The organism is Acetobacter tropicalis (assembly GCF_001580915.1).
Lineage (GTDB): Bacteria > Pseudomonadota > Alphaproteobacteria > Acetobacterales > Acetobacteraceae > Acetobacter > Acetobacter tropicalis.
In genome coordinates this window covers 47,432-73,239 of sequence record NZ_LHZQ01000220.1, presented here as the reverse complement: position 1 = coordinate 73,239, position 25,808 = coordinate 47,432, and the positions used below count along the sequence as shown (strand labels likewise).

The following is a 25,808-nucleotide window of genomic DNA, read 5'->3' as shown; positions in this document are numbered from 1 at the left end:
AGCTTCCTGTGTGCTCTGATGGATATTTGATGGAGAAACTTCATTTCCTGTGACCGCATCCTTTTTCGGCGGCTCTGCTTTCTGGGGGTTGCAGTCCTTGCTGTTGCAGAGGGATATCTGGCTGAGCCCGTACGCGCTGAGGGGAATGCTTTTGCGGACAAGCTGACAGGCCAGTGGGGCGGATTGCGGGAAACTGTGCAATCCTATGGCATTGATTTTCAAGTAAATGACCAGAACGAATTTTGGGGCGTGCCCGTTGGTGGCAGCCAGCCGTCCAATAATTACATTGGCATGACTACGGCAACGCTGTTGCTTGATCTGCGCCGTATGACTGGGCTGAAGTTGGGTACATTCAATATCAGCGGCGTTGATATTCGTGGCAGACCGTTCAGCAACCAGCCGCTTTACGTGTTCAATCAGGTTTCCGGCATTGAGGCGGACGATAACCTGCGCCTGTATGAACTCGCCTATGATCAGACGTTCGATCATGATCGGGTGGATGTGCGCATTGGTAAGCTGGATTTAAGCCGGGATTTTATGGGGAGCGATACGGCCCAGACGTTCCTGAACGCGTCTTTTTCCTGGCCGATGCTGCCTGATAATAACCTTTATGATCAAGGGCCTTCATCCCCTTTGGCCACGCCCGCTGTAAGGGTGAAATACCATCCGGATGACCATTGGACGGTGTTGGCGTCCGTAGGGGATGACAACCCTATTGGCGCTGGGTTCATTAACGAAAATGATCCATGGAACCAGAATCAGGACCCGGGGGGCACACGCTTTCATTTCGGGACGGGGGCGCTGATGTTTCTGGAGGCCCAGTACCGCACGCAGGCTCCGGTTTATGCGGGCACTTTCAAGCTGGGGGGATATGGCGATACCGGCCGTTTTCCGGATCAGGCGACTCTTGAAATGCGGCACAAGGGGAACTGGGCCCTCTATGCCGTGGCGGATCAGGTGATAGCAAAGCTGCCAGGGCGTGAAACTCTCTCCGCCTTTGCGCGAGGCACCGGCACGGCGGAGGCTGATCGCAACCAGATTGTGTATTCCGTAGATGCAGGGCTTGTTCTTAATGCCCCTTTTCAGCGCGCCGATGATTCTCTCGGTCTAGGCTTTGGTGTGGGTGCCCCCAGTAAAATTCTGGCGCGCTCAGAACGTCGGTCTCATGAAATTGCACAGGGGAACGAATATCATCTGGAACTGACATACCAATGGCAGGCATACCCTTGGTTGCTGGTTCAGCCCGATATTCAGGGCATCCTCTCCCCCAGCGGCGGCGTGGTGGGGGATAATGGCCGCCGCGTGAAAGATGAAGCGATCTTTGGTCTGCATTCAAGCGTGGACTTTTAGTCTCTGATTTTAAAGTATTTTCATGGAAGGCGCAGAATGCGGCAAAGTGTACCCGCCTTCTGGGGGGGGGCATGGGGCGCGCGGATAATCAGAGCGTCACTTTGCGCCAGAATGTTCATCTGAGCAGAATCCTGCGAGGCGAAGGGCGTGGCGATGGGTGGCTGCCCATCGGGCTGAGAACGCAGAGTGCTGCGCAGGAAATCCTGCCGTTGGTCATTCTCCTTCAGGTCAGCGCCGAGAATGGCTGTTTCTGTTTCAAGCTCAGCGGCTTGGGGAAGACCCATGAGTGTGCGCACCGCGGCTGCAACAAACACCACGGAGCACACCATGGCGGCCACGGGGTTGCCTGGCAGGCCGATCATGGGTGTTTTGCCAAGCTGACCAGACATCAGGGGGCGGCCGGGTCGCATGGCAATTTTCCAGAAATCCAGATTGAGGCCATGGGGCTTGAAGGCTTCGCGCACCAGATCATACGTGCCTACACTGGCTCCGCCGATCGTAACCAGAAGATCAAGATGATCGGCTTGCGTGATGGCGGCAGAAAGAGACTCCACATTATCGCGGGCTACCGGCAATAAAACGGCTTCGGCGCCTATGGAGCGCAGGAACGCCGTCACCATGAATGCGCCGGAATTCACAATGGAATCAGGTTGGGCCGGGTCTCCCGGCAGCACGATCTCATCTCCTGTTGCGAGAATACCAACGCGGGGACGACGGCTGACTGTCAGCCAGACATGCCCTGCGGCGGCGGCCAGCCCAATATCCCGTGCTGTCAGAACCTTTCCTGCCGGAAGAAGCGTTTCCCCTTTTTGGAAGTCCTGACCCTGTTTGCGGATGAACTGTCCTGCCTTGCCGCCGGAAAGCAACGTTACGGCGTTCCCGTCTCGCCGCATGTTTTCCTGAATAAGCACCGTATCCGCACCTGCCGGAATCTGGCTGCCGGTAAACAGACGGATGCACTGGCCTTTCTTTACCGTCAGGCTGGATGGGTGGCCTGCGGGTGCTTCGCCGATAATATCGAGTGTGGCTCCTTCCTGCACATCGTCTATTCTGACGGCGTATCCATCCATTGATGACACGGAAACGGGTGGATTTGAGAGACGGGCGACCACGGGAGCGGCGACCACGCGGCCACAGGCGTGTGCCACGGAAACTGTTTCCAGACCGCACGGAGAGAGTTTTTCCAGGATTCGGGCGCGCGCAACAGCCACATCCAGCATGTTTTTTTACTCCTTTTGGCTTTTACCACGCCTGATTGATGGAAGAATACTTGACCTTTGGCTCTTGTATGCGCATTTTGCGCCCACTTGAACACCACCCGGGCCTTCTGTCCGGACTCATGATGCTCTGCTGAGGAAGCCATGGCCAAGACCAATGTTATCAAGATCCGTCTCGTTTCCACGGCGGACACTGGTTATTTCTACGTCACGAAGAAGAACGCTCGTGCGCATACCGGTAAAATGGAACTGAAAAAGTATGATCCCGTTGCCCGCAAGCACGTTGTGTTCCGCGAAGCAAAGATCAAATAATCATCTGCCCTGTGTGGATGATGCAAATGCGGCGCCTCAGGGCGCCGTTTTTTGTTTGTGGCGTTTGCCTTCACTCTGTAGTTGGCTCTCTGGTGGGAGCAACGCTTTCGGGGCGTATCGGAAGGGCTTCCCTGATCAGGGTTTGCTGGGCGCTATAAAATGGTTTCCCCGGCAATATGGCGCGCAGCATTTCTCGCCGGTCTGACCGGGGGAGTTGCTTATTCATTCATGAAACGGGGAACACCCCCTTCATCTGGGATAGTGCAGACTTGAGGGAAATTGGCCCTCAGGAGCCGCCTGCTTTTACCCTATTCCATCCGCACACTTTGCTGTCCTGTTTGGTTGCCAGAGGTAGGGCTGCAAACAGCAAGATTGGCCGAGCGTATCGTGGGTCCAGTGGTTTAGGTTGTGGGAGCCACCAAACAAGGACCACGTTCTCGTGTCAAAGCGGTCTGCTGATTATAGGCACTATCAGGCACGGATGCAGCGTGTTCTGACGTATATCGACCAAAATCTGGATGGGGATCTTTGCCTGAGAGCATTGAGCGCCGTGGCTGCGTTTTCACCCTGCCATTTTCACAGACAATTTAGCGCTGTTTTTGGTCTTTCTCTGCATCGCTATGTCCAATTGATCAGGATGAAGCGCGCTTTGTGGCGGCTTGCCTATCGCGGTGATGCTTCGGTTACGGAGATTGCTCTTGATGCAGGTTATGAAACCCCGGATGGCTTTGCTCGGGCTTTTCATCAGAGAATTGGGCAGGCTCCAAAGGCTTTTCGGGAAAATCCTGACTGGGTGGCGTGGGCTGCGGCACTTGGGCCGCTGGCCGAAGCAAGGAACCGGATCATGACACAGAATTTTTCTTTAGATGATGTGACGATACGTGAGGAAGTGGCCATTCCTGTTGCGTTTATGACGCATCGTGGTGCGCCCGAAAGGCTGGGTGAAACAATTCGGCGCTTCATATCTTGGCGGAAGGCGAACGATGTAAGGGCTGCCACACATGCAACTTATACAATCTTCCATACAGACCCGGATCATGTGCCGGAGCAGGACTATCGAATCGATTTGGCTGCAGCCACTACCCGTAAGATTACGCTTGCCGATGAGGGCGTGGAGGCAGGGCAGATTCCGGCGGGACGCTGTGCGGTGCTTCGTCTTGTTGGCGAGAGTGAGAACCTGCGGCATGCGGCGCAATTTCTCTATGGCCAATGGTTGCCTGACAGTGGCGAGGAGCTAAGAGATTTTCCGTTCTATGCCCAACGTGTGAAATTTTTTCCCGACGTGCCAGAGCATGAAGCGATTACGGATCTTTATTTGCCCCTGAAATAGGGGGGGGAAGCGCAGGGCATACCTGCAAGTTGCTGCCTGATCAAACAACCTTTTAGTAAAGCGGATCACGCCGATCATAGGGGACGACGATATCGTTTTTGTCGGCCAGATTGAGCATGGCACGCGCCCGCTCATCCAGCGTATCTGTATCCAGAGACTGTTCACGCAGGCCATTAACGCGGCGACGCCATGCTGCCTGCTCGGCAATGGCGTCCTGCTGGGACTGTTTGGCCTGACCAAGCAGAAGAAGCTGTTGCTGGTAGGCTTTCATGCCATGATCGCCCTGGGTCGCGTTCCAGCCAAAATAACCTGCGATACCAAGAAAAATCATGGGGGGAACAACGGCTCGTACTGCGCGTCTGATCATGCGGCCTATCTGCACGTTGTTCTTGTCCTTTTTGCCATCAGAAATGAATTTTCCCAGAACAGTATGTCTAAACCATGAACACCCGGACAGAAAAGCATAAGGCGGCCCGATAATGTAAAAAAAGAGCCGCACGGTTCCCCCATGCGGCTCTGGTTTTCCTGTTTCAGGAAAGGCTGAGTGCGGGATCAGACTTTCAGGATGGTGCGGCCCGCATATTGGGCAGCCGTTGCCAGTTCCTGTTCAATCCGGATGAGCTGGTTGTATTTGGCGGTACGGTCAGAGCGGGAGAGGGAGCCTGTCTTGATCTGCCCGCAGTTGGTGGCGACGGCCAGATCCGCAATGGTGGAATCTTCCGTCTCACCAGAGCGGTGGCTCATGACGGCGGTATAACCAGCCTTGTGAGCCAGTTCGATGGCCTGCAGCGTTTCCGTCAGCGTGCCGATCTGGTTGACTTTCACCAGCAGGGAGTTGCCAACGCTCGCCTGAATGCCACGGCGCAGACGTTCGGGATTGGTGACGAACAGATCATCCCCAACCAACTGGACCTTGCGGCCAAGGGTTTCGGTCAAAAGGCTCCAGCCTTCCCAGTCATCTTCCGCAAGGCCGTCTTCAATGGAGACAATGGGGTACCGTTTGGTCAGATCTTCAAGGTAGGCAACCATTTCGCCTGCATCAAAAACCTTGCCTTCGCCTTTCAGATCATACTTGCCATCGTGATAAAATTCGGTGGAAGCGCAATCCAGAGCGTAGGTGATGTCTTCTCCCAGACGGTAACCTGCGGATTCGACGGCACGGGAAATAAAGCTCAGAGCTTCATCAGCAGATTTCAGGGCCGGAGCGAATCCGCCTTCATCCCCAACATTGGTGTTGAGGCCCGCAGCCTGTAGCGCTTTTTTCAGATGCGCGAAGATTTCGCTTCCCCAGCGGATGGCATCGGCCACGGTGGGCGCGCCGACCGGCTGGATCATGAATTCCTGAATGTCGATGGGGTTATCTGCATGTTCGCCCCCGTTCACGATGTTCATCATGGGGACGGGAAGCGTGTGGGCAAAAACACCGCCAACATAGCGATAGAGCGGCACCTGAAGTTCTGCTGCCGTGGCCTTGGCCACCGCAAGCGAGACACCAAGAATGGCGTTGGCGCCCATACGGCTTTTGTTAGGGGTGCCATCCAGATCGATCATCGCGTTGTCGATATCAATCTGATCGGAGGATTCGGCTCCCTGCAGGGTGGGGAGAATCTCGTTTTCGATATTTTCAACAGCGTGCAGCACGCCCTTGCCGTTGTAGCGCTTGGGGTCTTTGTCACGCAGTTCCACTGCCTCATGCGCGCCTGTGGACGCACCGGACGGAACGGCTGCCCGGCCTTTTGCGCCAGAAGCCAGCTCTACATCCACTTCAACCGTTGGGTTGCCGCGGCTGTCGAGGATTTCGCGCGCGATGATATCGACAATGGCACTCATACTTTTTTCATTCCCGTTTCTGGCGCCGGCTATGCGTCCGGCAGCGGTGTCTTGTTCTTGTTTTCGAGCGTAACGAAACATCGAAGCCAATGTTCCGTGTGGTTGCTAGTGGCAGCCTCTTGGGCTTTTCTGTCAACCAATCTATTGCAGGAAACCGTGCAAAGGAGGCACGCCGAACGCTCATGAAAAGACTTCCATTTGTAGCCGTGGTGCTGACAATGGCCGGATTACTGCCCTTTTTGTTCGGCGCGTGCTGTATCGTATTCTTCTCTTCGGGCGTGCCCGTTCCCAATCTGCTTATGGCGTTTGTGTTTTATGGTGCAGTGACCCTCAGCTTCTGGGGGGCGGTGCAATGGGGCCTGGCGCTGGACCCTTCGCCCTCCATTATTACGGCTGGCGCAGACCGTATGGATGTTTTTCGGCTGCTTCTGGGTGTGGTGCCTGCCTTGGCTGGCTGGCTGGCGGCCTATCTGGCTTTTGCATGGCAGCCTGTTGCTGGCGTGGCGGCTTTGGCCGTGGCTGTGCCCATTCTGGCTTTGGTTGAGCGCGAAGGCTGGCGGCGCGGCGCGTTGCCCAGTGGCTATATGGGGCTGCGCTGGATTGCCACGGCGGTGATGGAATGTTGTCTGGTGGTGGTGCTTCTGGCGCGCGCTTTCTGACGGGCTGGTGACCGGACGAGGGGTGGCCGCGGCTGCTGCGTGCGTTATAACATATCTTCAGAATTCGAGACGCCCGGCAGCATACACAGGATCGGGTGGCAGGAGGCCAACACATCATGACCCATACTCCCCGCATATTGGTAAAAGGGGCTGGTGTTGCAGGCATGACGGCCGCAGTTACGCTGGCGGAGCGTGGCGGCGTGGTCACGCTTTATGAGCCCGGCGGCCGTGTGGGGGCTGGCGCATCATGGATGGCTGGGGGAATGCTTGCCCCGTGGTGTGAGGCGGAATCCGCTCCACCAGAAGTGACTGCGCAATCCGTAGATTCGGTTGACTGGTGGGAAGCGCACGTGCCCAATGTGGTGCGGGCAGGCAGCCTTGTTCTGGCTCCGCCGCGTGACAGTGGGGAAATTGCCCGCTTTGGCCGTCGCACCACGCATTTCGAGACCGTGGACGGTGCGGAAATTGCCCGGTTGGAGCCTGATCTGGCTGGCCGTTTTCATAAAGGTCTGTTCTTTGCAGATGAAGGCCATGTCGACCCGCGTAAGGCGCTGGTTGCCTTGCTGGCCCGCTTGGAAAGTCTGGGGGGCAAAGCTGTCTTTTCAGCCGTAGATGCGCCCGATGACGCTGCATTTGACTGGATTGTTGACTGTACGGGCCTGAATGTGCGGCAGGAACTGCCTACTCTGCGTGGGGTGCGTGGAGAAATGCTGCTGCTCCGTTGCCCGGATGTTGTGCTGCATCGCCCCGTGCGGATGCTGCATCCGCGTATTCCCATTTATATTGTGCCGCGTGCGGACCACGTGTTCATGGTCGGGGCCACCATGATCGAGAGCGAAAACGCAGGCGGCATGACTGTGCGCTCCATGACGGAACTGTTGAATGCGGCATGGGTGCTGCATCCCGGCTTTGCGGAAGCGGAAATTCTGGAGATGGGAACCGGCTTGCGTCCGTCCTACCCGGACAACATGCCCTGTGTGGTGCGAGAGGGGAACCATGTGTTTGTGAACGGTATGTACCGTCACGGCTTCCTCCTTTCCCCGGCACGCGCGCGGGAAGCTGCGGACATGATTTTTGGTAATTCCGTGGGAAAAATGCTGGGTAATTAGGGCCGCTTCACAAGCGGAGAGGTAAGGCAGTGAGGGCCAAGTGGCTCTGAGAGAATTGACCACACTATCCCTCCGGAAAAAACGGAGCAGAAAAGCCCGTGCTTTCTCAGGGCCGGGTGATGCAGAGAGCTTTTTGACAGCCTTGAAGAGGTTGCGTGATCGGGATGCTGTGCTTACGTGCCGAAGAGAAACAGGGAGAACGCCCGCATGAAGATCGTGGTCAATGATGAAGTTCATGAAGTATCCGCCACCACCTTGGCGGCGCTGATTGATGAACTCGGCTACGGTGGTGCCCGCATTGCCACGGCAATGAATGGTAGCTTTGTGCCCGTGCCGCTACGCGATAAAACTGCGCTGAATGATGGTGCGCAGGTGGAAATTGTTGCCCCGATGCAGGGAGGCTGACGTATGACAGCACGCTTTTATGGGGTTGAACTTTCCTCTCCCCTTATGTTGGGAACGGCGCAGTATCCGTCCCCTGATATTTTGCGGGATGCGGTTCAGGCAGCCCAGCCGGGAGTGGTGACGGTTTCCCTGCGGCGCGAATCTGCAGGTGAGCGGGCCGGGCAGGCATTCTGGTCCCTTATTCGCGAATTGGGCGTGCCGGTGCTGCCGAATACGGCTGGTTGCCATACGGTCAAGGAGGCCGTGACAACGGCGCATATGGCGCGTGAGGTCTTCGGTACCGAGTGGGTTAAGCTGGAAGTGATCGGGGAGCTTGATACGCTTCAGCCTGACGTCTTCGGATTGGTGGAAGCAGCCCGTATTCTCAGTGAGGACGGATTCAAGGTTTTTCCCTACACCACGGAAGATCTGGTGGTGGCTGAGCGGCTGCTTGCGGCGGGGTGTGACGTGCTGATGCCTTGGGGGGCGCCTATTGGCTCCGGCAAAGGGCTGAACAATATTTTCGGGCTGCGGGCCCTGCGTGCGCATTTTCCAGATGTGCCGCTGGTGGTGGATGCAGGGATCGGTGTGCCATCACATGCGGCGCAGGCCCTTGAACTGGGCTATGATGCTGTTCTGATAAACACCGCAGTTGCCAAGGCGGGTGATCCTGCCGTGATGGCGCGGGCGTTCCGGCTGGCTGTAGAAGCTGGCGTGCTGGCCCGCGTGGCTGACCCTATGGAAGAGCGCGATATGGCTGTTCCCTCCACCCCTGTTGCAGGAAAGGCCATGCTGGCATGAGTGCGCTCCCTCAGAAAATTTATCCGGTTGTCGATACAGCAGAATGGGTCAACAGGCTCGGCGGGGCTGGCGCACGCTTTATCCAGTTGAGAATAAAAAATTATTCGCCTGAGAAATTGGTAGCTGAAATTCGTCAGGCTCACACTTACGCCAAGCGGCATGGCGTGTGTCTGGTGCTGAACGATTACTGGCAGATCGCGCTGGATGAAGGCATTGATTATCTGCATCTGGGGCAGGAAGATCTGGATACGGCAGATCTGGCCGCAATCCGGAAGGCTGGTGTCCGGCTGGGTATCAGCACGCATTGTCATGAAGAGCTGGACAGGGCGTTGGCCTGCGCACCGGATTATGTTGCCCTTGGCCCCATCTGGCCCACGCGCCTGAAAAAGATGGCCTTTGGCCCGCAGGGTGTGGAAAAACTGACAGAATGGAAAAAGCTGATCGGTGATCTGCCTCTGGTGGCGATCGGCGGCATCACGTTTGAGCGGCTACGGGCCTGTCTGGACGCCGGTGCGGATAGCGTGGCCGCGGTCTCTGACTTTACGCTGCATGCTGATCCGGAAGGGCAGGTGAAGCGCTGGCTGGCGGAAGCGGACGCCGAGGCACGCGCTGTCGTCTGAGGCACGTCTTGTAACGCGCCGTCACGAAGGGATCATCTGAAACCGCCCCCCAGAATGTTGTTGAAAAAATTCTGGGGGCAGGGCGGCTCTCTTCCGTTCTTAAAATGTGGGTGTTTCACTTCTCCAAAATTTCGAGCCAGCCCGCTCTCCTGCCGTCTTCTCAAATGGCGACTGGACGGAGGGCTGGGTAGGAATGTGTTCGCGTGGGCGCTCCGGCTCCTGTGGTGAAGCTGGCGCATGGCGCATCCTTCTGCTCCCGTGAAAAGGCAGTGCGTTCTCAAACTTCGGAACGAAACATCTAGCCGCCAGCAAAGATACGGGCGGCATCGGTCTTGTTGAACAGAGCCAGCAATACCTGCGCTGCCGGGGGCAATGGCGCATTCTGATCTGGGGCCGTGTCGGGCAGGATCTGTTCCGCTTCCTCGTGCGCGGCATCCAGCAGCATATCCACGAGGATCTCCGAGGCCATACGATAATCCGGAAGACCGGACTGCCTGCGGCCCGTTACGTCTCCGCCGCCACGAAGGCGGAAATCTTCATCGGCAATCAGAAAGCCATCTTCGGTTTCGCGCAGGCAGGTGAGGCGGCGACGGGCTGTGTGGCCCAGCCCGTCATCATGCAGCATGAGGCAGAACGAGTCCTTTGCGCCTCGCCCGACGCGGCCGCGTAGCTGGTGCAACTGCGCAAGGCCGAAGCGTTCTGCATGTTCAATCACCATGATAGTGGCGGTTGGCACATCCACCCCCACTTCAATCACCGTGGTTGCCACCAGCATGCGGGTTTTGCCTTGCGCAAAGGATTGAAGCGCTTCTTCCCGCACTGCGGCGTCCTGCCGCCCATGGGCCAGTCCGGCTATGGGGCCGAATCGTTCTGTCAGGTCTGCATGGCGGGCTTCAGCGGCCGCGATGTCCAGTGCTTCGCTTTCAGACACCAGAGGGCAGACCCAGAAGATCTGCGCGCCTTTGGCAAGGGCACGGTCAAGGCCGGCGAGCACGTCGTCCATTGTGCCAATGCTGTGCAGGGATGTGCGCACCGGTTTGCGCCCTGCTGGTTTGCCTTCCAGTTTGCTGATCTGCATGTCCCCAAAGCGGGTAAGCAAAAGGGTGCGTGGGATCGGTGTGGCGGTCATGACCAGCATGTCCGCGTTATGGCCTTTTTCAACCAGCGCCAGACGTTGCTCCACCCCAAAGCGGTGCTGCTCATCAATTACGGCGAGGCCGAGGTCTGCAAACTGCACGGTTTCCTGAACCAGTGCGTGTGTTCCCACCACCAGAGGAGCAGAGCCATCCGCAATGGCCTGAAGCACCTGCTTGCGGGCTTTTCCCTTTACGGAGCTGGAGAGATAGACCACCGGCACGGGGGAGAGGCGTTCAAATGTCAGGGCGTGCTGGCGGGCCAGAATTTCCGTAGGGGCCATGATGGCCGCCTGTGCGCCAGCTTCTGTTGCCCGTAGCATGGCCAGCAGGGCAACCAACGTCTTGCCCGCGCCGACATCGCCCTGCAACAGGCGGCTCATCCGGTAAGGAGCGGCCATGTCGGCTTCAATTTCATACAGGGCTTTTTTCTGGCCGGGCGTGGGCGTATGGCCAAACGTGGCAAGTGCCTGTTGTTGCAGGTGGCCATCCCCGCTCAATGAACGGCCGGGCCGACTGCGGGAGGCACGTTGGGCAATGCGGGTGGCAAGCTGATCTGCCAGCAGTTCGTCACCGGCCAGCCGCGCCTGGGCTCGGGTTTGTTCGCTCCGCCATTCCTCGCCTGATTCGCTGCCGGGAATACGGTCAGGAAACTGCATCCAGGTCAGGGCGGTGACAAAATCAGGCCAGCGTCTGCGCTTGAGAATGGAAGGCGCGTGCCATTCAGGCAGGGTGGCAGGCAGGCGCTCCAGTGCGGCGGTCATGGCCTGTCTTACCTGCCCGGTGAACAGTCCGGCGGTAAGGGGCCAGACCGGGTCCAGACGTGGAATGCGGTCTGCCGAGCGGGCGGGGAGCAGATAGTCCGGGCTGGTCATGGTCAGCCTGTCATGAAACCGCTCGACCTTGCCAGAGGCCACAATAGATTCGCCAACCACGACCTGCTTGGCCTGCCACGGGGAGAAAAAAGCCAGTTCGAGGCGTCCGGTCGAATCTTCAATGGTGACACGCCACGGCTGGCGCGTGCGGGGGGCAGGGGCCCGGATATCCAGAACCGTGCCTGCGACTGTCGCAATGCTGTCAGGGCTGAGTTGCGCAAGCGGCGGGCGGGCGCGGCGGTCTGTTACACTTTCCGGCAGGCAGAACAGCAGGTCCAGCACGCGGGAGCCGCCCGCTATGCGGCTGAGCAGCTTTGCACGCGCGGCGCTGACGCCGGGCAGGCTGTCAAGTGGGGCCAGCACTGCGGAAAGGGGAGAAAGATCCGTCTGCTCCGTAACCGGAGAGGATGTGATGGAAAAGGGACTGGACACCGAAGATGCATAAGCCTCTGTTTGGCGGCTGACAGACAGGAATGCCAAGGCTATAGGACAGTAACGCCATGCAAGACAATTTTAGTAGTGCCCCCGCTTCCGCCGTATCCGAGGATGATCCGCTTGCCGCCCGCCGCCGCAGGCTGGTGTTCCGCGCCAATCATCGTGGTACATTTGAGACCGATATTCTGATCGGCGGGTTTGTGGAGGCCAACGTGGCGACCATGAGCGAGGCTGATCTGGCGGATATGGAAGCCATCATGCAGATGCCGGACCCGGAACTGACAGACTGGCTGTTTGGCCGCCTGCCATTGCCCGAGGAAAAAGCCACCCCCATGTTACGCCGGATGGTGGAAGCCAGCCGCGCCAAAGGAGCCGGGAAGACGGAATGACGGCAGAAGCGAGTGTCGAGGACCGCATAGCCTCCATATGGGGGGTTGCGGAGGGGTATGATGCCTTCCTGCTGGCGCGCAGAGCACGTGAGCACAAGGGACCGGTGCTGCATATTGCCCGGGATGATGCCTCTACCGCACGGTTGGCTGATCTGCTGGCCTATATGGGGGCTGATGTTGAGACACTTCGCTTTCCCGCCTGGGATTGCCTGCCGTATGATCGGGTTTCTCCCAACCCGACCATTGTGGCCGAACGTGTGGCGACTCTCACCCGGCTTCTGGAGCCAGCCAATGGCAAGCCGCGCCTGATTCTGACAACGGTGGCTGCGGTTGTGCAGCGCGTGGCCCCCCGCAGCACGTTTAAAGGCCAGTCCCTGACCATTCGGCAGGGAGAAAGCCTTGATCAGGAATTTCTGATCGAACTTCTGGTGGCCAATGGCTACACCCGTACAGATACGGTGATGGAAGCCGGTGAATTTGCCAGCCGTGGGGGGATTTTTGATCTTTATCCCGCCGGGGCAGCAGAACCTGTGCGACTGGATCTGTTCGGTGATGAAGTTGAAAATATCCGGGCCTTTGATCCGGGTAGCCAGCGGTCTACATCGCGCCTGCAGGAACTGACCCTGCGGCCCGTTTCCGAGTTTTCGCTTGATCCCGAAAGTATCTCCCGTTTCCGCACGGGCTGGCGGGACGTGTTTGGGCCTGCCGCTGCAGCGGACCCGCTTTATGAACATGTAAGCGACGGCCGCCGGTATCCGGGGCTGGAACACTGGTTGCCGCTTTTTCATACCGAGATGGAAACGGTATTTGACTATCTGCCCGGCGTGTCGGTCTCGCTCGATTATCAGGCGGAAGAGGTGCTCAAAACCCGGCTGGAAATGATTGACGATCACTATCAGGCGCGTCGTCAGCCGCCGCGGGAGGGAGAAACGCCATATCGGGCTCTGCCGCCGCATCTTCTGTATCTGGATTCCAAAGGATGGAATGCCATCCTCAGCCGTCTGCCGGTTGTGGCGTTTAGCCCCTATGCCAAGCCCGATGGGGCCCGCGGTATGGATGTGGGCGGACGCCCCGGCAAGATGTTCGCCAAGATCGTGCCCAATGCCGAGCGTGAAAAGGTTTTCACTCTGCTGGGCGAGCAGGTGCGGGATTGGGTGCAGGTCAATCGCCGCGCGTATGTGACGGCGTGGAGCAAGGGCTCACGCGAGCGCATTGGCACCCTGCTGCGCGAACATGGGGTGGTGACCCAGAGCTATGAAAACTGGGAGCAGGCGAAAAAGGCCAAGCCCGGTTCTGTTGGCTTGCTGACGCTGGGTCTGGAACGCGGCTTTGTTGCGGAGGACATGGCGTTTGTTTCTGAGCAGGATCTGCTTGGGGAGCGTATTGGCCGCCCACCACGCCGCCGCCGCCGTGCCGATGAACTGATTGCCGAGGCCGGAGAAATTACGGCGGGCGATCTAGTGGTGCATCAGGATTACGGCATTGGCCGGTATGATGGGCTGGAAACCGTCAGTGTTGGCGTGGCGCCGCATGACTGCCTTCGCCTGTTGTATGACGGGAATGAAAAGCTTTACCTGCCGGTTGAAAACATTGAATTGCTGAGCCGCTTTGGCTCGGATCAGGCCGGGGTGCCGCTGGATAAGCTGGGCGGTGTTGCGTGGCAGGGCCGTAAGGCCCGGATGAAACAGCGCATCCGCGATATGGCGTCCGACCTGATCAAGACGGCTGCGGCCCGTGCGCTGAAGGAAGCACCAGTGCTGGCCCCGGCGGAGGGCTTGTGGGATGAATTCTGTGCCCGCTTCCCGTTTGTGGAAACGGATGATCAGGCCCGCGCCATCGCTGATGTGCTTGAGGATATGGGTTCAGGCCGCCCGATGGATCGGCTTGTGTGCGGGGATGTAGGCTTCGGCAAGACGGAAGTGGCGCTGCGGGCTGCGTTTGTTGCCGCCATGTCTGGCGGGCAGGTGGCCGTGGTGGTGCCGACTACTTTGCTGGCGCGCCAGCACTACCGCACTTTTGCTGCCCGGTTTGAGGGCTTCCCCATCAAGGTAGCCCAGCTTTCCCGCATGGTAACGGGCAAGGATGCCACAGCCGTGCGCAAAGGGCTGGCTGATGGGTCTATCAATGTGGTGATCGGCACGCACGCGTTGCTGGCCAAGACGGTCCAGTTCGCGGCCCTTGAACTGCTGATTATTGATGAAGAGCAGCATTTTGGTGTGGCGCATAAGGAAAAACTGAAAGCGCTGCGCGATGATGTGCATGTGCTCACGCTTTCTGCAACGCCGTTGCCCAGAACGTTGCAGCTTTCTCTCTCCGGTGTGCGGGAGATGAGCCTGATTGCCACGCCGCCGACGGACCGGCTAGCAGTACGGACATTCATCATGCCGTTTGACAGCGTTGTGATTCGGGAGGCCATTCAGCGTGAACGCTTCCGGGGTGGGCAGATTTTCTGTGTGGCCCCGCGTATTGAAGATCTGGACCGGCTGGCGGAAAGGCTGACAGCCATTGTGCCGGACGCCAAGCTGATCCAGGCTCACGGCAGGCTTACTCCCACAGAACTTGAACGGGTTATGACCGAGTTTTCTGACGGGAAATATGACATCCTGCTCTCCACCAATATTGTGGAAAGCGGGTTGGATATGCCTGCCGTGAACACGCTGATCATCCATCGGGCTGACATGTTCGGGCTGGGGCAGTTGTATCAGCTACGCGGGCGCGTTGGCCGTGGAAAGCAACGTGGTTACGCCTACCTGACATGGCCGCAAACCCACGTTCTCTCGGCCTCAGCCGAAAAGCGGCTGGAAGTCATGCAGACTCTGGATACGCTTGGCGCTGGCTTTACGCTGGCGTCTCATGATCTTGATCTGCGCGGGGCGGGTAACCTGCTGGGAGATCAGCAGTCTGGCCATGTGCGCGAAGTTGGCATTGAACTGTACCAGCAGATGCTGGAAGACGCCGTGGCTGATCTGCGTGCGGACGCCAGCCGTCGACGTGCCGAGGACAGGGACTGGACCCCCAACATCATTGTCGGATTGCCTGTACTTATCCCCGTTGATTATGTGCCGGACCTGCCGGTGCGGCTGGGACTGTACCGGCGTATCAGCGGGCTTGCTTCCGATGCGGAGCTGGAAGCCATGGAAGCCGAACTGGTGGATCGCTTTGGCGCAGTGCCGCCAGAGGTGAAAAACCTTCTGGATATTGTTGATCTTAAAAGATTGTGTCGGGCTGCGGGCATTGAGCGTCTGGAAGCTGGGCCAAAAGGAATGGTGCTTCAGTTCCGTCAGAATAGCTTCAAGAACCCCGCTGGGTTGGTGCAATGGATGGGCCGCTGGAAAGACGGTGCTGTCAGATTACGGCCTGACCACAAACTGGCGGTGGTGCGCGAATTAACCAATGTGCAGCGTATTGATCTGGCCCGCCGGGTATTGCGTGATCTGGTCAAGCTGGTGGAGAGAGCACCTGTAGCAGAGAGGGCTTGAGTCCTCTCTGCTCCGGCAAGGTTTGGGCGGGGAAACAGGAGAAGCTGCTGGATGGCTTGATGGGGCTGACGTGTTGATTGCTTCAAACCATCTTTAAAAAAGAGTTTTCTGGCACAAAAGCAGGGGGCTGTTAGGCATAAAGAGGCCGCCAGACGACCATGCTGCCTTCCTGCCTGCATCACAGGGGCTCATTTCCGTCTTTAGATGTGGGGAAAGGGGGGGGCAGCTTTGTCAGATCCTTTCTGGTCTGCCAAAGGAAAAGGAAACAGGATGATGCATCGCCCGCCTATCGGATTTCTGGCTGTTCTGTCTTTTGGGCTGCTGATGATGCTTCCATCTTGTGAAACGGCGTCCCAACAGATTGAAGGGAAGGAAGACCATCTGGCCGCGGCGGGTTTCTTTCAGAAACCGGCAGATACGCCCGAACGGCAGGCCATGCTGAACCGTTTGCCCGCGCATCATTTTGTAAGGCGCGTGAAGAATGATCACGTGTTCTACGTGTATTCAGACCCGCTGGTGTGTGATTGCCTGTATGTGGGGGATGAGGCGGCCTATAGCCGTTACCAGCAATATGTGCAGGCACAGGCGTTAGCAGATGAGCAGGAAATGACGGCTCAGATGTATGATGATGCCCAATGGAACTGGGGCGCATGGGGAGCCTGGAACCCCGCATGGGGGAACTGGGACCCAGGCATGGGGCCGATTGGGTGGTAGGGGAGCATAAGGTGGCTGCCACCGTATTCTTGTAAAAGCAGCTTAAGACGCTGTTTTGAAAAAGAATGGTACGTTGGTCTTGCCGTGGGCAACGACGATTGCGGTTGAACGCCGTCGTGAAGGCCCATCATCGGGCCGCCACAGTTGCCTGTTTGGCCCCACAAATCCCTCGCCAGCCAACATCTGCTGATTTTTTACCCGGCTTCTTCGATACGCTCTCGCTTCAGACGATGGTGGAGCGTGCTCAGGAGAGTGCGACGCTTCTCGTTATTTTAATGGAAGAGGGAAGCCGTTCACAGTCAGAACGCCGCCTTCCCAACTGGTATTCCAGACATTCGCGCCGTTTTGCGTATGGCTGACCAGACGGGCCAGAACGAGACCGGCTGCGAGTTTCATCTGCTGGGCTGCACGCGCCTTTTCGATCAGGGATTCCAGTTCCGTTATTTCCAGATGACCGGATGCTGAGGTCGCGTTGACGTTACCGGTAAGGGTTGCCGTGCCATTTCCCTTCAACTGCACGGTGTCGCGTTGCGCGTCAAAACTGGAGATGGTGACATGCACCGCCGGGGCTTGCTCTGCCTTGCCGCCGATAGCCGCCATAAGCGCGGGGAGTTCCGATGCAGGAAGAGAGAACGCAGCATGGGCGGTGGTGGGGAGAAGGTCCTGATTAGCGACATTCCGGAAGGACAGTCCGGTTAGGCCCAGGGTGGCCGCACTTGTGTGGGCTGTGGTGCTGCCTTCCAGTTTAAGGTGAGCCGACCCGATACCGACATGCGCGGTGCCGCGGCTGATTGCAGCACTACTCCATGCCAGATCATAGGTGCCTCCAGCTTTCAGCCCTTTGGCCACGCTCTGGCCCTGCTGTTGCAGCCAGTCAGAGCAGGCAGCGTTGTGGTGGCCCGTCATGGCGGAAACCAGCAGGAGCGATGCCGCATCCGCCTGATTTTGTATGGAATCGTCATCCCCCTCCGGGGCGGTGTAATGCATCTGCTTGACGGTAAGCGTGGTGCTGCCATCCGGCGTGCGTACGGTGGTGTTTTGATACGTCACGCCGTGGGCGGACGCCTGAACCGCACCATGGTTTATAACAGCGCAGCTTCCGGGTGGTGCCGCCAGCGCCCGCACGGGTGAGGTTGCAAGGTAGGTCAGACCCGCACTCACGAGCATGAGAGAGGCCAGAGGGGGAATGGTGTGTGCTTTCATTTGTGCGTAAAGGTGGCGTAAGCAGACGGCAGACGCAATCTTGATGTGAAAAAATAGTGCGGGTTGGCTGTGCCTTGGGTTACGGACCATACGTCCCGGAAAAAACAGGAAAGACGGTACGCGGCATGTTTGGATTAGATCCGTTTCTTCTCAGCCTGATCGGCACTGTGCTGCTGGCCACGTTTGTTCCCTGCCATGGCGCGGCCGTACCGGTTTTTCGGTGGCTGGCCATTATTGTCATTGCCATGATGTTTTTCCTGCAAGGCGCGCGCCTCTCTCGTAAGGCCGTGGTGGAAGGGCTGACCGCGTGGCGTCTGCATCTGATGATCCTGTGCTGCACGTTTGTGCTGTTTCCGCTGCTGGGTTTGGCGTTGCATGCCGTTTTTCCCGGCCTGTTGCAGAATGAGGTATGGCTGGGCGTTCTGTTCCTGTGCTGTCTGCCGTCCACCGTTCAATCTTCCATTGCGTTCACATCCATCGGCGGGGGGAACGTGCCCGCTGCTGTGTGTGCGGCGACGGCATCCAATGTTTTTGGCATTTTCATTACGCCGTTTCTGGTCGGGTTGGTGCTGGCGCGCCATGGTGGGCAGTCCGGTGGCGTGATGGATATTGTCTTCCAGCTTCTGCTTCCGTTTGTGCTGGGGCAGATTCTTCAGCCGTGGATTGGCGCATGGGCGCACCGCAACAAGAAGTTGCTATCCATGACGGATCGCGGATCAATCCTGATCGTGGTTTACACAGCGTTCAGTGATGCCGTGATTCAAGGGCTGTGGCACCGTCTGCCGCTGAGCGAACTCGGTCTGATTGCCGTGGTGGACTTTCTGTTGTTGGTGTGTGTGCTGGTCATCACGGCTTTTGGCAGCCGGATGGTGGGTATGCCTTTGCGGGACGAGATTGCCGTGGTGTTCTGCGGGTCCAAGAAAACGTTGGCCTCAGGGGTGCCTATGGCCAATGTGCTCTTTCCGCCAGCTTCGGTCGGGCTCGTTGTGTTGCCGCTCATGATCTATCATCAGATCCAGTTGTTTGTCTGTGCTGTGCTGGCACGTAAATTTGCGGTCATGATGAAGAAGCACGAGGCAGAAAAAGCGCTCCTGACACCAGCCGAAGTAGGAGAATGAACCATGGCTGGGCTTGATCCGGAAAACTGGGAAGACCTGCGTGCTCTGGGCCACCGCATGCTGGATGACATGCTGGATAACGTGAAGACCGTGGCTGCAGGGCCAGTGTGGCAACCTATGCCCGAAAGTGTCAGGCAGGGATTTCATGATGCGCCTTTGCCACAGTCAGGCGCTCCGGTTGAGCAGCTTTACCATCAGTTTGCCCAGCAGGTTCTGCCCTATGCGGTTGGTAACCGGCATCCGCGTTTTATGGGGTGGGTGCATGGCGGTGGCACCCCTCAGGGCATGTTGGCTGAGATCCTAGCCGCTGGGCTTAACGCCAATCTTGGCGGACGTGATCATGCTCCGGTTGAAGTGGAACGGATGGTCATTCGCTGGACAGCCAGCATGCTCGGTTTTCCGGAAACAGCGACCGGCGTACTGGTTACCGGATCTTCAATGGCGAATTTCATTGGTGTGATTACGGCCAGCCGCGCGGTGCCCGCGGGCGTGAAAATGCGGGCTGAGGGGATACAAAGCCGCAGGCTGGTGGGATATGCCGGGCAAACAGCCCATGGATGTATTGCCCGCGCTTTTGATCTGGCAGGGCTGGGAACCGATGCATTGCGGCGTGTGCCGATGGATGCGGCATTTCGTATGGATATGGACGCATTGCGCTCCATGATCGCGGAGGACAGGGCAGCCGGGTTTGAGCCCTTTCTGGTGGTGGGAACTGCGGGAACAGTCGATACGGGTTCCATTGATCCATTGGCTGATCTGGCGGCTTTTGCGCGGGATGAGGGGCTCTGGTTCCACGTGGATGGCGCTTTTGGCGCTTTAGCGCGGCTTTCGGCTGAATATGCTCCAGCACTTGCCGGGATGGAGCAGGCCAACAGCATAGCGCTGGATTTCCATAAATGGGCGCAGACGCCATACGATGCCGGATGCATTATTGTGCGTGAAGAAGGGAAGCAGGCCGCAGCTTTTGCCCAGTCCTTAGCTTATCTGGCGAGGGAAGACCGAGGACTGGCGGCCGGTGCGCCGTGGTTCTGTGATCTGGGGCCGGATCTGTCTCGTGGCTTCAGGGCGCTCAAGGTCTGGTTCACTCTGGCCGGATTTGGCACCGATGGGCTGGGGGAGGTGGTGACCCGGTCCTGTGCTGTCGCACGTTATCTGGCAGCCCGGATTGACGACACGCCATCTCTGGAACTGCTGGCTCCAGTTACCCTGAATATCGTTTGTTTCCGTGTGGTGGTGGAGAACGAGGATCTGGATACGCTGAATGGCGAACTGGTGAAGGATCTGCATGAAAGTGGAATTGCAGCACCTTCCACCACCACGCTGCATGGGAAGCGGGCCATTCGTGCGGCTATTGTCAATCACCGCACCACGGAGCAGGACGCCGATATTCTGCTGAATGCCCTGCTTGATCTGGCCGAAACCCGGACAGGGAAAACCCTGCACCGGGCGAGCGCCGAAACCTTACCTGCGTGACCGCGCCTTCCGGCGGCCACGCTGGGCACTTTTTTCATCAAACAGACCGGAGAGTGCCTGCAACATGGTGCCCCCGAGTTCTTCCGCATCGGTAATGGTGACGGCGCGCTGATAATAGCGCCCCACATCATGCCCGATGCCGATTGCTGTCAGTTCCACGGGGCTGCGGTCTTCAATCATATGGATCACCTCACGCAGGTGATCTTCAAGATAGGAGCCCGGATTAACGGAAAGCGTGCTGTCATCTACCGGAGCGCCATCTGAAATTACCATCAGAATCTTGCGGGATTCCGGCCGGTTTTTCAGGCGCTTCCATGCCCACAGTAGGGCTTCGCCATCAATATTTTCTTTCAGCAGGCCTTCGCGCAGCATGAGCCCAAGATTAGTGCGGGCGCGGCGCCACGGCATATCGGCCGCTTTGTAAATGATGTGACGCAGATCATTCAGGCGGCCGGGCTCTGGCGGCTTTCCATCCTGTAGCCATTTTTCACGGCTCTGGCCCCCTTTCCACGCGCGCGTGGTGAAGCCGAGAATTTCCACCTTTACCCCGCAGCGTTCCAGCGTACGGGCAAGAATATCCCCGCAGGAAGCTGCCACGGAAATAGGGCGGCCCCGCATGGAACCGGAGTTGTCCACCAGCAGCGTGACAACGGTATCCCGGAATTCCGTGTCGCGTTCCTGCTTGTAGGAGAGAGAGAGCAGGGGGTTAACCACCACACGGGAGAGGCGGCCAGCATCAAGCAGACCCTCTTCCATATCAAATTCCCAGGACCGTGTTTGCTGCGCCATCAGACGGCGTTGCAGTTTGTTGGCCAGACGCGAGACTACGCCATGCAAGGTGGCCAGTTGCAGGTCCAGTTGGTGGCGGAGACGGTTGAGTTCTTCTGGATCACACAGATCTTCGGCGCGAATTTCTTCGTCAAATGCTGTGGTGTAAGCGTGGTAGGTCTTGGCGGTTTCGCCTGGCGGGGTTTCCGGGCGGTTGCCCGGCCCTGCGGCATCGCCCGTTCCTTCTGCTCCGCTGCCCTCGGTTTCCTCTTCCAGCATGTCTGGTGAGGCTTCACCACTTCCGGCCATCAGTTGAGGCTGTGGAGCGGCCTCGGTCGATTCTGGTTCGGCTGGCGGTGCGTTTTCTTCTGATTCAGGCGGAGATGCGTCATTCTCATCCTGACTATCGGCAGAGTCCGAACCGTCGGGATCTTCTTCCAGTTCGTCAGAAGATGTGTCTTCCTCCGTCAGGGCGCAGGCAGCCAGAAGCTGGCGGGATGTGCGGGCGTAAGCAGCCTGATCATCCTGATTTTCACTGAGCTTGGAAAGGGCCTGCAAAGCCTTTGGGGGAAGGGTTTCCCGCCATTTATGCAGGATACCCTGCGCTGCCACCGGGGCAGGTTCGCCCGTCAGATATTCGCGCGCCAGAAGCTCCAGCGCTACAGCGGGAGAAAGCTGACTGGGGTCAGTCATACGTTCAAGGCCGCCTTCACGGCAGTCCTGTTCCAGCCGCTCCCGCAGATTGGCGGCGACCCCTTTCATGTGCCGTGCGCCTACGGTTTCAATACGCGCCTGTTCCAGCGCATCGTACACATCCCGCGCCATGCTATCGTCAGGCGTGCGCGATTTGTGCAGATCGGCATCGTGATGTTTCAGCCTTAGCGCCTGTGCATCAGCAGCACCGCGAATACGCGAAATTTCATCTTCCCGCAGATGGCGGGAGGGCTGCTGAAGGCGCACACTCCCCCCCACACTGAGGGGCGCGACCGGCATATTGCCCGTATGAAACGAGACATCCGTATCGCGTTGGCCGCCCAGTGCACGCAGGGTAGCGGCTGTGGCCTGCTTGAAGGCGTCAATCCGGTTTTCCGAGTCTGACGCTCCCTGATTCCGGTTATGGCCCGGCGGTGGAGCCTGTGCTCCTCTCCTGCTGTCAGCCATTGAAAAACCGCTCTCCCTTCAAACTTCAGAAGCCCTTTTTAGGCAGAGGACTCGTGTTGAAGCAGCGTTGGTAATATTCCGCCACCATGTTGCGCTCGGCTTCGTCACATTTGTTGAGGAACGTGACGCGGAACGCAAAAGCTGTGTCCTTGAAAATCCGTTCGTTTTCAGCCCACGCAATGACCGAACGGGGAGACATGACCGTGGAAAGATCGCCCGCCATGAATCCTGCACGTGTCAGGTTGGCAAGGGCCACCATGTTTTCAATGGTACCGCGGGCTGCTTTGTCATTCGGGTCAATGCCCAGGCGGGACAGCACAATACCGACTTCCTGCGTATGCGGCAGGTAATTCAGTGATGTGACAATGTTCCAGCGGTCCATCTGGCCCTGATTGATCTGCTGGGTGCCATGATACAGGCCCGTGGTATCGCCCAAACCGATGGTGTTGGCTGTGGCGAACAGACGGAACCATGGATGCGGCTTGATGACACGGTTCTGATCAAGGAGGGTGAGTTGCCCTTCCACTTCCAGCACGCGCTGGATCACGAACATCACATCCGGGCGTCCGGCATCATATTCATCAAACACCAGTGCGCAGGGGTGTTGCAGGCACCATGGCAGCAGACCTTCCTGAAATTCGGTCACCTGCTGGCCATCACGCACCACAATGGCGTCTTTCCCCACCAGATCAATACGGGAGACATGGCTGTCCAGATTGATGCGGATGCACGGCCAGTTCAGCCGGGCCGCAATCTGTTCAATGTGGGAGGATTTACCTGTTCCGTGAAAGCCCTGCACCATAACGCGCCGATTGAAGGCAAACCCGGCCAGAATGGACAGGGTGGTATCGTGATCGAACAGATAGGCCGGATCAATTTCTGGCACATGCTCGGTGCGGAGGGAGAAGGCAGGGACCGTGAAGTCAGAATCAAGGCCGAACACTTCGCGGACCGAGACTTCGCGATCCGGCGCTGAAAGGGCGGAAATCGGGGGGAGGTCACCCGTGGAAGCCGGGCTTGCAGAAGCAGTCATTCTTTATCCGTCTGATTTTTAAGTGGGCTTTCCGGTCATGCGGCCAGATGCACAGAGCCCGGTGGGCAGAGAAGGGGATGCAGGATTGCACGATCAGCCAGCTTTTTCGAGACCCTCTCCTGCAAGATGTGATCTCACGATCGTAAAGGCAACGTTGATAACCTTGAGGCGTTCTTCCGCCTCACGATCTCCATTGTTTGTGTCTGGATGGTGCTTGCGGGCCAGCGAGCGGTAACGGGCCTTGGCTTCATCCATCGTGACAGGCCAGTCCAGACCCAACGTTGCCAGTGGTTCACGCAGGGCGTCGGGGATATGCGGTCTGGCCGCCTGACGGCGACGTTCTGCGCGGGCGCGACGATTCTGACCAAGAATATCCAGCGGATCGAGGATCTCTTCTTCATTGAAATTCTGGCTGCGGGGGCGGGCTGAACTCTGCCCAAACGCCCACGATGGCCGATCCCATGCGATATCGGCACGCAGATGCGCTTCGATCTGGCCGGGTGACATGCCTTTGTAATAGTCCCACCGGGCGTTATACTCCCTCACATGCTCGAGGCAGAACCAGTAATACTGGTTGAGCGTCTCACGCGAACGAGGGGCGCGATAACCGGCGGGTTTGTCACAATCGGGCATGTCACAGCAGCGCTGCGGGGCGTCCGGATCCGGATCGAACGCCCGATGACGGGTATTCCTTCGCTTCATCATCAGGGTTATGTGCGTCATGAACTGTTCTGTGCAAGGGGGAACATATGGCTTCGCGTCGCAATTCTGCATCGACATCTGAGGCGAGTGGCGCACGGGCCTGCCGTGTGCGAGAGGCACTGACCGCCGCATTTGCGCCACAAAAGCTCGAAATTCTGGATGAAAGCAGCCGTCATGCTCATCATGTGGCCATGACAAGAGGACCAGAAGCCGGTGCGACGGAAACGCATTTTCGCGTTCTGCTGGTCAGTCAGCTGTTTGAAGGGGTGAGCCGCGTGAATCGGTCACGCATGGTGCATGACGCGCTTGGTTATGAATTTGGCAGCGGTCTGCACGCTCTGGCCCTGACATTACGGACACCAGAAGAGGATGCAGCTCTTTCATGACCATTCTGTTTGACGGTTCTGCCAGTCGCCCCATGCGCTATGGCGTTTCCCGCCGCATCGCTCTGTTCGGGCCGCTGGCGCTGGCAGCGTGTGCCACAGGCCGCGTGGGTGCTCCCGCCGGGCAGGATGATGTTCACAGGGTTGAATCCTATCTTCGCGCTGTGAAATTGCAGAATGTGCCCTTTAGCCAGACATGGCCCAATGGTACGACAGGCGGAGGCGTGCTGACATATCATGCAGGGTATCTCCACCTGATTTACACAGCGCCTCATCCCATGGATCTGGAGGCATCTGGCTCTCACGCCGTATTTAAAGACAGTCAGACAGGCTCAGAAACCCGTATGGGGCTGGCCCACAACCCGCTGGGGCTTCTGATGGGCAATCCTTTGTCGCTCACAGGGGCTGTGACGGTGACAAACATTCAGAAGCCTGCCGGAATTCTTCAGGTGTCACTTGCGCGCACGGAAAACCCGTCTCAGGGCCTCGTTACCCTGATTTTCCGGGATGATGGCGCAAGGCTCGCTTTGTATGAGATCCGGCTTGTTGATGAGCGGCGCCGTACTTTGTTTATTCGTCTTGAAGAGGCGTAAGCGCTGAAGGGGACTCACCAAACACCGCCGTCCAGTTTTTGGCTAAGGCGGCGTCTAGTTGGGCAAAGGTCACCGGCAGGCCAAGTTTCTGAAAACTGGTGACCCCAAATTCCCGAATGCCGCAGGGCACGATGCCGTCAAAATCCGCCATGTCGGGGTGAAGATTGATGGCTATGCCATGCCAACTGACCCAGCGTGAAACGCGCACCCCAATTGCGGCAATTTTTTCTTCCTGACCGCTTTGCGGATCAATGACCCACACACCGACACGTCCATCCCGACATTCTCCTTTCAAGCCGAATTCTGCCAATGTGCGGATGATCCAATTTTCCAAAGCATGCACATAGGCCCGTAAATCGCGCGCCGGGACCTGCCCGTGGGATTTTTGCAGATCCATCATGACATAGGCGATTCGTTGACCGGGGCCGTGATAGGTCCATTGGCCGCCGCGTCCGGCATCATAGGTAGGGTAATGGTGGGGGTTGAAGAGATCTGCCGGTTTGGCGGAGGTGCCGGCTGTATAAAGAGGGGGATGCTCAAGCAGCCAGACGCGTTCCTCTGCCTGCTGGGAGCGGATTTTCTGGGCAATATCCTGCATGCGGGAGAGAGCATAAGGGTAAGGGACCGGGTTTTTGCTGATTTCCCATAAAAAGTGTTTGTTGGTCATTGCCGCCTGATGTTGGTTCGGTTATAGGGCTTCTCACCAAACGGTATCGCTCTTTCGGTACTGGTTGTCA

Annotated in this window: 24 protein-coding genes; 15 read left to right on the top strand and 9 right to left on the bottom strand. The window is 57.9% G+C overall.

What is annotated here, in order from left to right:
• Positions 1-183 precede the first annotated feature (183 nt).
• Positions 184-1,350 (top strand): carbohydrate porin, encoded by a 1,167-nt coding sequence (locus AD944_RS13870; protein ID WP_248845822.1) that lies wholly within the window; start codon positions 184-186, stop codon positions 1,348-1,350.
• A 20-nt stretch (positions 1,351-1,370) separates the two neighbouring features.
• Here AD944_RS13870 and AD944_RS13865 read toward each other — a convergent pair whose 3' ends face one another.
• Positions 1,371-2,570, bottom strand: coding sequence for a molybdopterin molybdotransferase MoeA (locus AD944_RS13865; RefSeq protein WP_045541894.1), 1,200 nt, complete (start codon positions 2,568-2,570; stop codon positions 1,371-1,373).
• 141 nt (positions 2,571-2,711) lie between these two features.
• On the opposite strand from AD944_RS13865, the gene rpmG reads away from it, so the two are divergent.
• Positions 2,712-2,879, top strand: a complete 168-nt coding sequence (gene rpmG, locus AD944_RS13860; RefSeq protein ID WP_003623017.1) for a 50S ribosomal protein L33 — start codon at positions 2,712-2,714, stop codon at positions 2,877-2,879.
• 439 nt (positions 2,880-3,318) lie between these two features.
• Positions 3,319-4,209, top strand: coding sequence for an AraC family transcriptional regulator (locus AD944_RS13855; RefSeq protein ID WP_236709168.1), 891 nt, complete (start codon positions 3,319-3,321; stop codon positions 4,207-4,209).
• Between the two features lie 52 nt (positions 4,210-4,261).
• On the opposite strand, the gene AD944_RS13850 is transcribed toward AD944_RS13855, so the two are convergent.
• A complete protein-coding gene (locus AD944_RS13850) occupies positions 4,262-4,591 on the bottom strand; it encodes an FtsB family cell division protein (RefSeq protein WP_045541982.1) in 330 nt (109 codons plus the stop codon).
• A 170-nt stretch (positions 4,592-4,761) separates the two neighbouring features.
• Positions 4,762-6,039, bottom strand: coding sequence for a phosphopyruvate hydratase (gene eno, locus AD944_RS13845; protein WP_045541983.1), 1,278 nt, complete (start codon positions 6,037-6,039; stop codon positions 4,762-4,764).
• A 182-nt stretch (positions 6,040-6,221) separates the two neighbouring features.
• Between eno and AD944_RS13840 the strand changes: the two genes are divergently transcribed.
• From AD944_RS13840 to AD944_RS13820, 5 genes are all read left to right on the top strand, one after another.
• Positions 6,222-6,698: a DUF3429 domain-containing protein gene (locus AD944_RS13840; protein WP_045541984.1), complete on the top strand. Its 477-nt coding sequence runs from the start codon at positions 6,222-6,224 to the stop codon at positions 6,696-6,698.
• Between the two features lie 116 nt (positions 6,699-6,814).
• Positions 6,815-7,807 carry a glycine oxidase ThiO gene (gene thiO / locus AD944_RS13835; protein WP_045541896.1) on the top strand — a complete coding sequence of 331 codons (993 nt, stop codon included), beginning with the start codon at positions 6,815-6,817 and terminating at the stop codon, positions 7,805-7,807.
• A gap of 207 nt (positions 7,808-8,014) precedes the next feature.
• On the top strand, positions 8,015-8,212 hold the full coding sequence (gene thiS / locus AD944_RS13830) for a sulfur carrier protein ThiS (protein ID WP_006559437.1): 198 nt from the start codon (positions 8,015-8,017) through the stop codon (positions 8,210-8,212).
• Between the two features lie 3 nt (positions 8,213-8,215).
• On the top strand, positions 8,216-8,992 hold the full coding sequence (locus tag AD944_RS13825) for a thiazole synthase (protein WP_035381749.1): 777 nt from the start codon (positions 8,216-8,218) through the stop codon (positions 8,990-8,992).
• Positions 8,989-9,612, top strand: a complete 624-nt coding sequence (locus AD944_RS13820; protein ID WP_045541897.1) for a thiamine phosphate synthase — start codon at positions 8,989-8,991, stop codon at positions 9,610-9,612. Before AD944_RS13825 ends, AD944_RS13820 begins: the two co-directional genes overlap by 4 nt.
• Positions 9,613-9,910: 298 nt before the next feature.
• On the opposite strand, the gene recG is transcribed toward AD944_RS13820, so the two are convergent.
• Positions 9,911-12,052 (bottom strand): ATP-dependent DNA helicase RecG, encoded by a 2,142-nt coding sequence (gene recG / locus AD944_RS13815; RefSeq protein WP_045541985.1) that lies wholly within the window; start codon positions 12,050-12,052, stop codon positions 9,911-9,913.
• Positions 12,053-12,120: 68 nt separating this feature from the next.
• Here recG and AD944_RS13810 point away from each other — a divergent pair, with 68 nt between their 5' ends.
• The 3 genes from AD944_RS13810 (at position 12,121) to AD944_RS13800 (ending at position 16,637) form a co-directional block, all read left to right on the top strand.
• A complete protein-coding gene (locus AD944_RS13810) occupies positions 12,121-12,444 on the top strand; it encodes an FAD assembly factor SdhE (RefSeq protein WP_035381754.1) in 324 nt (107 codons plus the stop codon).
• A complete protein-coding gene (gene mfd, locus AD944_RS13805; protein WP_045541898.1) occupies positions 12,441-15,923 on the top strand; it encodes a transcription-repair coupling factor in 3,483 nt (1,160 codons plus the stop codon). The genes AD944_RS13810 and mfd overlap by 4 nt, the downstream gene beginning before the upstream one ends.
• A gap of 270 nt (positions 15,924-16,193) precedes the next feature.
• A complete protein-coding gene (locus AD944_RS13800) occupies positions 16,194-16,637 on the top strand; it encodes a hypothetical protein (protein ID WP_236709169.1) in 444 nt (147 codons plus the stop codon).
• Between the two features lie 267 nt (positions 16,638-16,904).
• On the opposite strand, the gene AD944_RS13795 is transcribed toward AD944_RS13800, so the two are convergent.
• Complete coding sequence (locus AD944_RS13795) at positions 16,905-17,840, bottom strand: hypothetical protein (protein WP_082741180.1); 936 nt, start codon at positions 17,838-17,840, stop codon at positions 16,905-16,907.
• A gap of 125 nt (positions 17,841-17,965) precedes the next feature.
• Here AD944_RS13795 and AD944_RS13790 point away from each other — a divergent pair, with 125 nt between their 5' ends.
• Together AD944_RS13790 and AD944_RS13785 are read left to right on the top strand one after the other, a co-directional pair.
• A complete protein-coding gene (locus AD944_RS13790) occupies positions 17,966-18,958 on the top strand; it encodes a bile acid:sodium symporter family protein (protein WP_045541899.1) in 993 nt (330 codons plus the stop codon).
• Between the two features lie 3 nt (positions 18,959-18,961).
• Positions 18,962-20,431: a pyridoxal phosphate-dependent decarboxylase family protein gene (locus AD944_RS13785; RefSeq protein ID WP_045541900.1), complete on the top strand. Its 1,470-nt coding sequence runs from the start codon at positions 18,962-18,964 to the stop codon at positions 20,429-20,431.
• Here AD944_RS13785 and cobT read toward each other — a convergent pair.
• The 3 genes from cobT to AD944_RS13770 all read right to left on the bottom strand — a co-directional run bounded on the left by cobT (position 20,420) and on the right by AD944_RS13770 (position 24,098).
• Positions 20,420-22,360 (bottom strand): cobaltochelatase subunit CobT, encoded by a 1,941-nt coding sequence (gene cobT, locus AD944_RS13780; RefSeq protein ID WP_006557649.1) that lies wholly within the window; start codon positions 22,358-22,360, stop codon positions 20,420-20,422. The two genes, AD944_RS13785 and cobT, sit on opposite strands and share 12 nt — an antisense overlap.
• Positions 22,361-22,385: 25 nt before the next feature.
• Positions 22,386-23,393 carry an AAA family ATPase gene (locus AD944_RS13775; protein WP_006557648.1) on the bottom strand — a complete coding sequence of 336 codons (1,008 nt, stop codon included), beginning with the start codon at positions 23,391-23,393 and terminating at the stop codon, positions 22,386-22,388.
• A gap of 93 nt (positions 23,394-23,486) precedes the next feature.
• The gene (locus tag AD944_RS13770) at positions 23,487-24,098 is read right to left on the bottom strand and encodes a J domain-containing protein (RefSeq protein ID WP_081473519.1); all 612 of its coding nucleotides are present in this window, start codon (positions 24,096-24,098) and stop codon (positions 23,487-23,489) included.
• Between the two features lie 44 nt (positions 24,099-24,142).
• On the opposite strand from AD944_RS13770, the gene AD944_RS13765 reads away from it, so the two are divergent.
• Both AD944_RS13765 and AD944_RS13760 read left to right on the top strand, forming a co-directional pair.
• Positions 24,143-24,481 (top strand): BolA family protein, encoded by a 339-nt coding sequence (locus tag AD944_RS13765; RefSeq protein WP_045541901.1) that lies wholly within the window; start codon positions 24,143-24,145, stop codon positions 24,479-24,481.
• Positions 24,478-25,071: a LolA family protein gene (locus tag AD944_RS13760; RefSeq protein ID WP_236709170.1), complete on the top strand. Its 594-nt coding sequence runs from the start codon at positions 24,478-24,480 to the stop codon at positions 25,069-25,071. Before AD944_RS13765 ends, AD944_RS13760 begins: the two co-directional genes overlap by 4 nt.
• Here AD944_RS13760 and lipB read toward each other — a convergent pair.
• Positions 25,049-25,738: a lipoyl(octanoyl) transferase LipB gene (gene lipB / locus AD944_RS13755; RefSeq protein WP_045541902.1), complete on the bottom strand. Its 690-nt coding sequence runs from the start codon at positions 25,736-25,738 to the stop codon at positions 25,049-25,051. The genes AD944_RS13760 and lipB overlap by 23 nt on opposite strands.
• Positions 25,739-25,808 lie beyond the last annotated feature (70 nt).

What these genes read in the sequence shown, in the direction of transcription:
- thiS (WP_006559437.1), top strand. Translation starts at nt 8,015, where the DNA reads ATGAAGATCGTGGTCAATGATGAAGTTCATGAAGTATCCGCCACCACC.
- AD944_RS13760 (WP_236709170.1), top strand. Translation starts at nt 24,478, where the DNA reads ATGACCATTCTGTTTGACGGTTCTGCCAGTCGCCCCATGCGCTATGGC.
- rpmG (WP_003623017.1), top strand. Translation starts at nt 2,712, where the DNA reads ATGGCCAAGACCAATGTTATCAAGATCCGTCTCGTTTCCACGGCGGAC.
- mfd (WP_045541898.1), top strand. Translation starts at nt 12,441, where the DNA reads ATGACGGCAGAAGCGAGTGTCGAGGACCGCATAGCCTCCATATGGGGG.
- AD944_RS13795 (WP_082741180.1), bottom strand. Translation starts at nt 17,840, where the DNA reads ATGAAAGCACACACCATTCCCCCTCTGGCCTCTCTCATGCTCGTGAGT.
- AD944_RS13800 (WP_236709169.1), top strand. Translation starts at nt 16,194, where the DNA reads ATGATGCATCGCCCGCCTATCGGATTTCTGGCTGTTCTGTCTTTTGGG.
- AD944_RS13825 (WP_035381749.1), top strand. Translation starts at nt 8,216, where the DNA reads ATGACAGCACGCTTTTATGGGGTTGAACTTTCCTCTCCCCTTATGTTG.
- AD944_RS13840 (WP_045541984.1), top strand. Translation starts at nt 6,222, where the DNA reads ATGAAAAGACTTCCATTTGTAGCCGTGGTGCTGACAATGGCCGGATTA.
- AD944_RS13765 (WP_045541901.1), top strand. Translation starts at nt 24,143, where the DNA reads ATGGCTTCGCGTCGCAATTCTGCATCGACATCTGAGGCGAGTGGCGCA.
- AD944_RS13810 (WP_035381754.1), top strand. Translation starts at nt 12,121, where the DNA reads ATGCAAGACAATTTTAGTAGTGCCCCCGCTTCCGCCGTATCCGAGGAT.
- AD944_RS13820 (WP_045541897.1), top strand. Translation starts at nt 8,989, where the DNA reads ATGAGTGCGCTCCCTCAGAAAATTTATCCGGTTGTCGATACAGCAGAA.
- AD944_RS13770 (WP_081473519.1), bottom strand. Translation starts at nt 24,098, where the DNA reads ATGATGAAGCGAAGGAATACCCGTCATCGGGCGTTCGATCCGGATCCG.
- thiO (WP_045541896.1), top strand. Translation starts at nt 6,815, where the DNA reads ATGACCCATACTCCCCGCATATTGGTAAAAGGGGCTGGTGTTGCAGGC.
- eno (WP_045541983.1), bottom strand. Translation starts at nt 6,039, where the DNA reads ATGAGTGCCATTGTCGATATCATCGCGCGCGAAATCCTCGACAGCCGC.
- cobT (WP_006557649.1), bottom strand. Translation starts at nt 22,360, where the DNA reads ATGGCTGACAGCAGGAGAGGAGCACAGGCTCCACCGCCGGGCCATAAC.
- AD944_RS13785 (WP_045541900.1), top strand. Translation starts at nt 18,962, where the DNA reads ATGGCTGGGCTTGATCCGGAAAACTGGGAAGACCTGCGTGCTCTGGGC.
- AD944_RS13775 (WP_006557648.1), bottom strand. Translation starts at nt 23,393, where the DNA reads ATGACTGCTTCTGCAAGCCCGGCTTCCACGGGTGACCTCCCCCCGATT.
- AD944_RS13790 (WP_045541899.1), top strand. Translation starts at nt 17,966, where the DNA reads ATGTTTGGATTAGATCCGTTTCTTCTCAGCCTGATCGGCACTGTGCTG.
- lipB (WP_045541902.1), bottom strand. Translation starts at nt 25,738, where the DNA reads ATGACCAACAAACACTTTTTATGGGAAATCAGCAAAAACCCGGTCCCT.
- AD944_RS13865 (WP_045541894.1), bottom strand. Translation starts at nt 2,570, where the DNA reads ATGCTGGATGTGGCTGTTGCGCGCGCCCGAATCCTGGAAAAACTCTCT.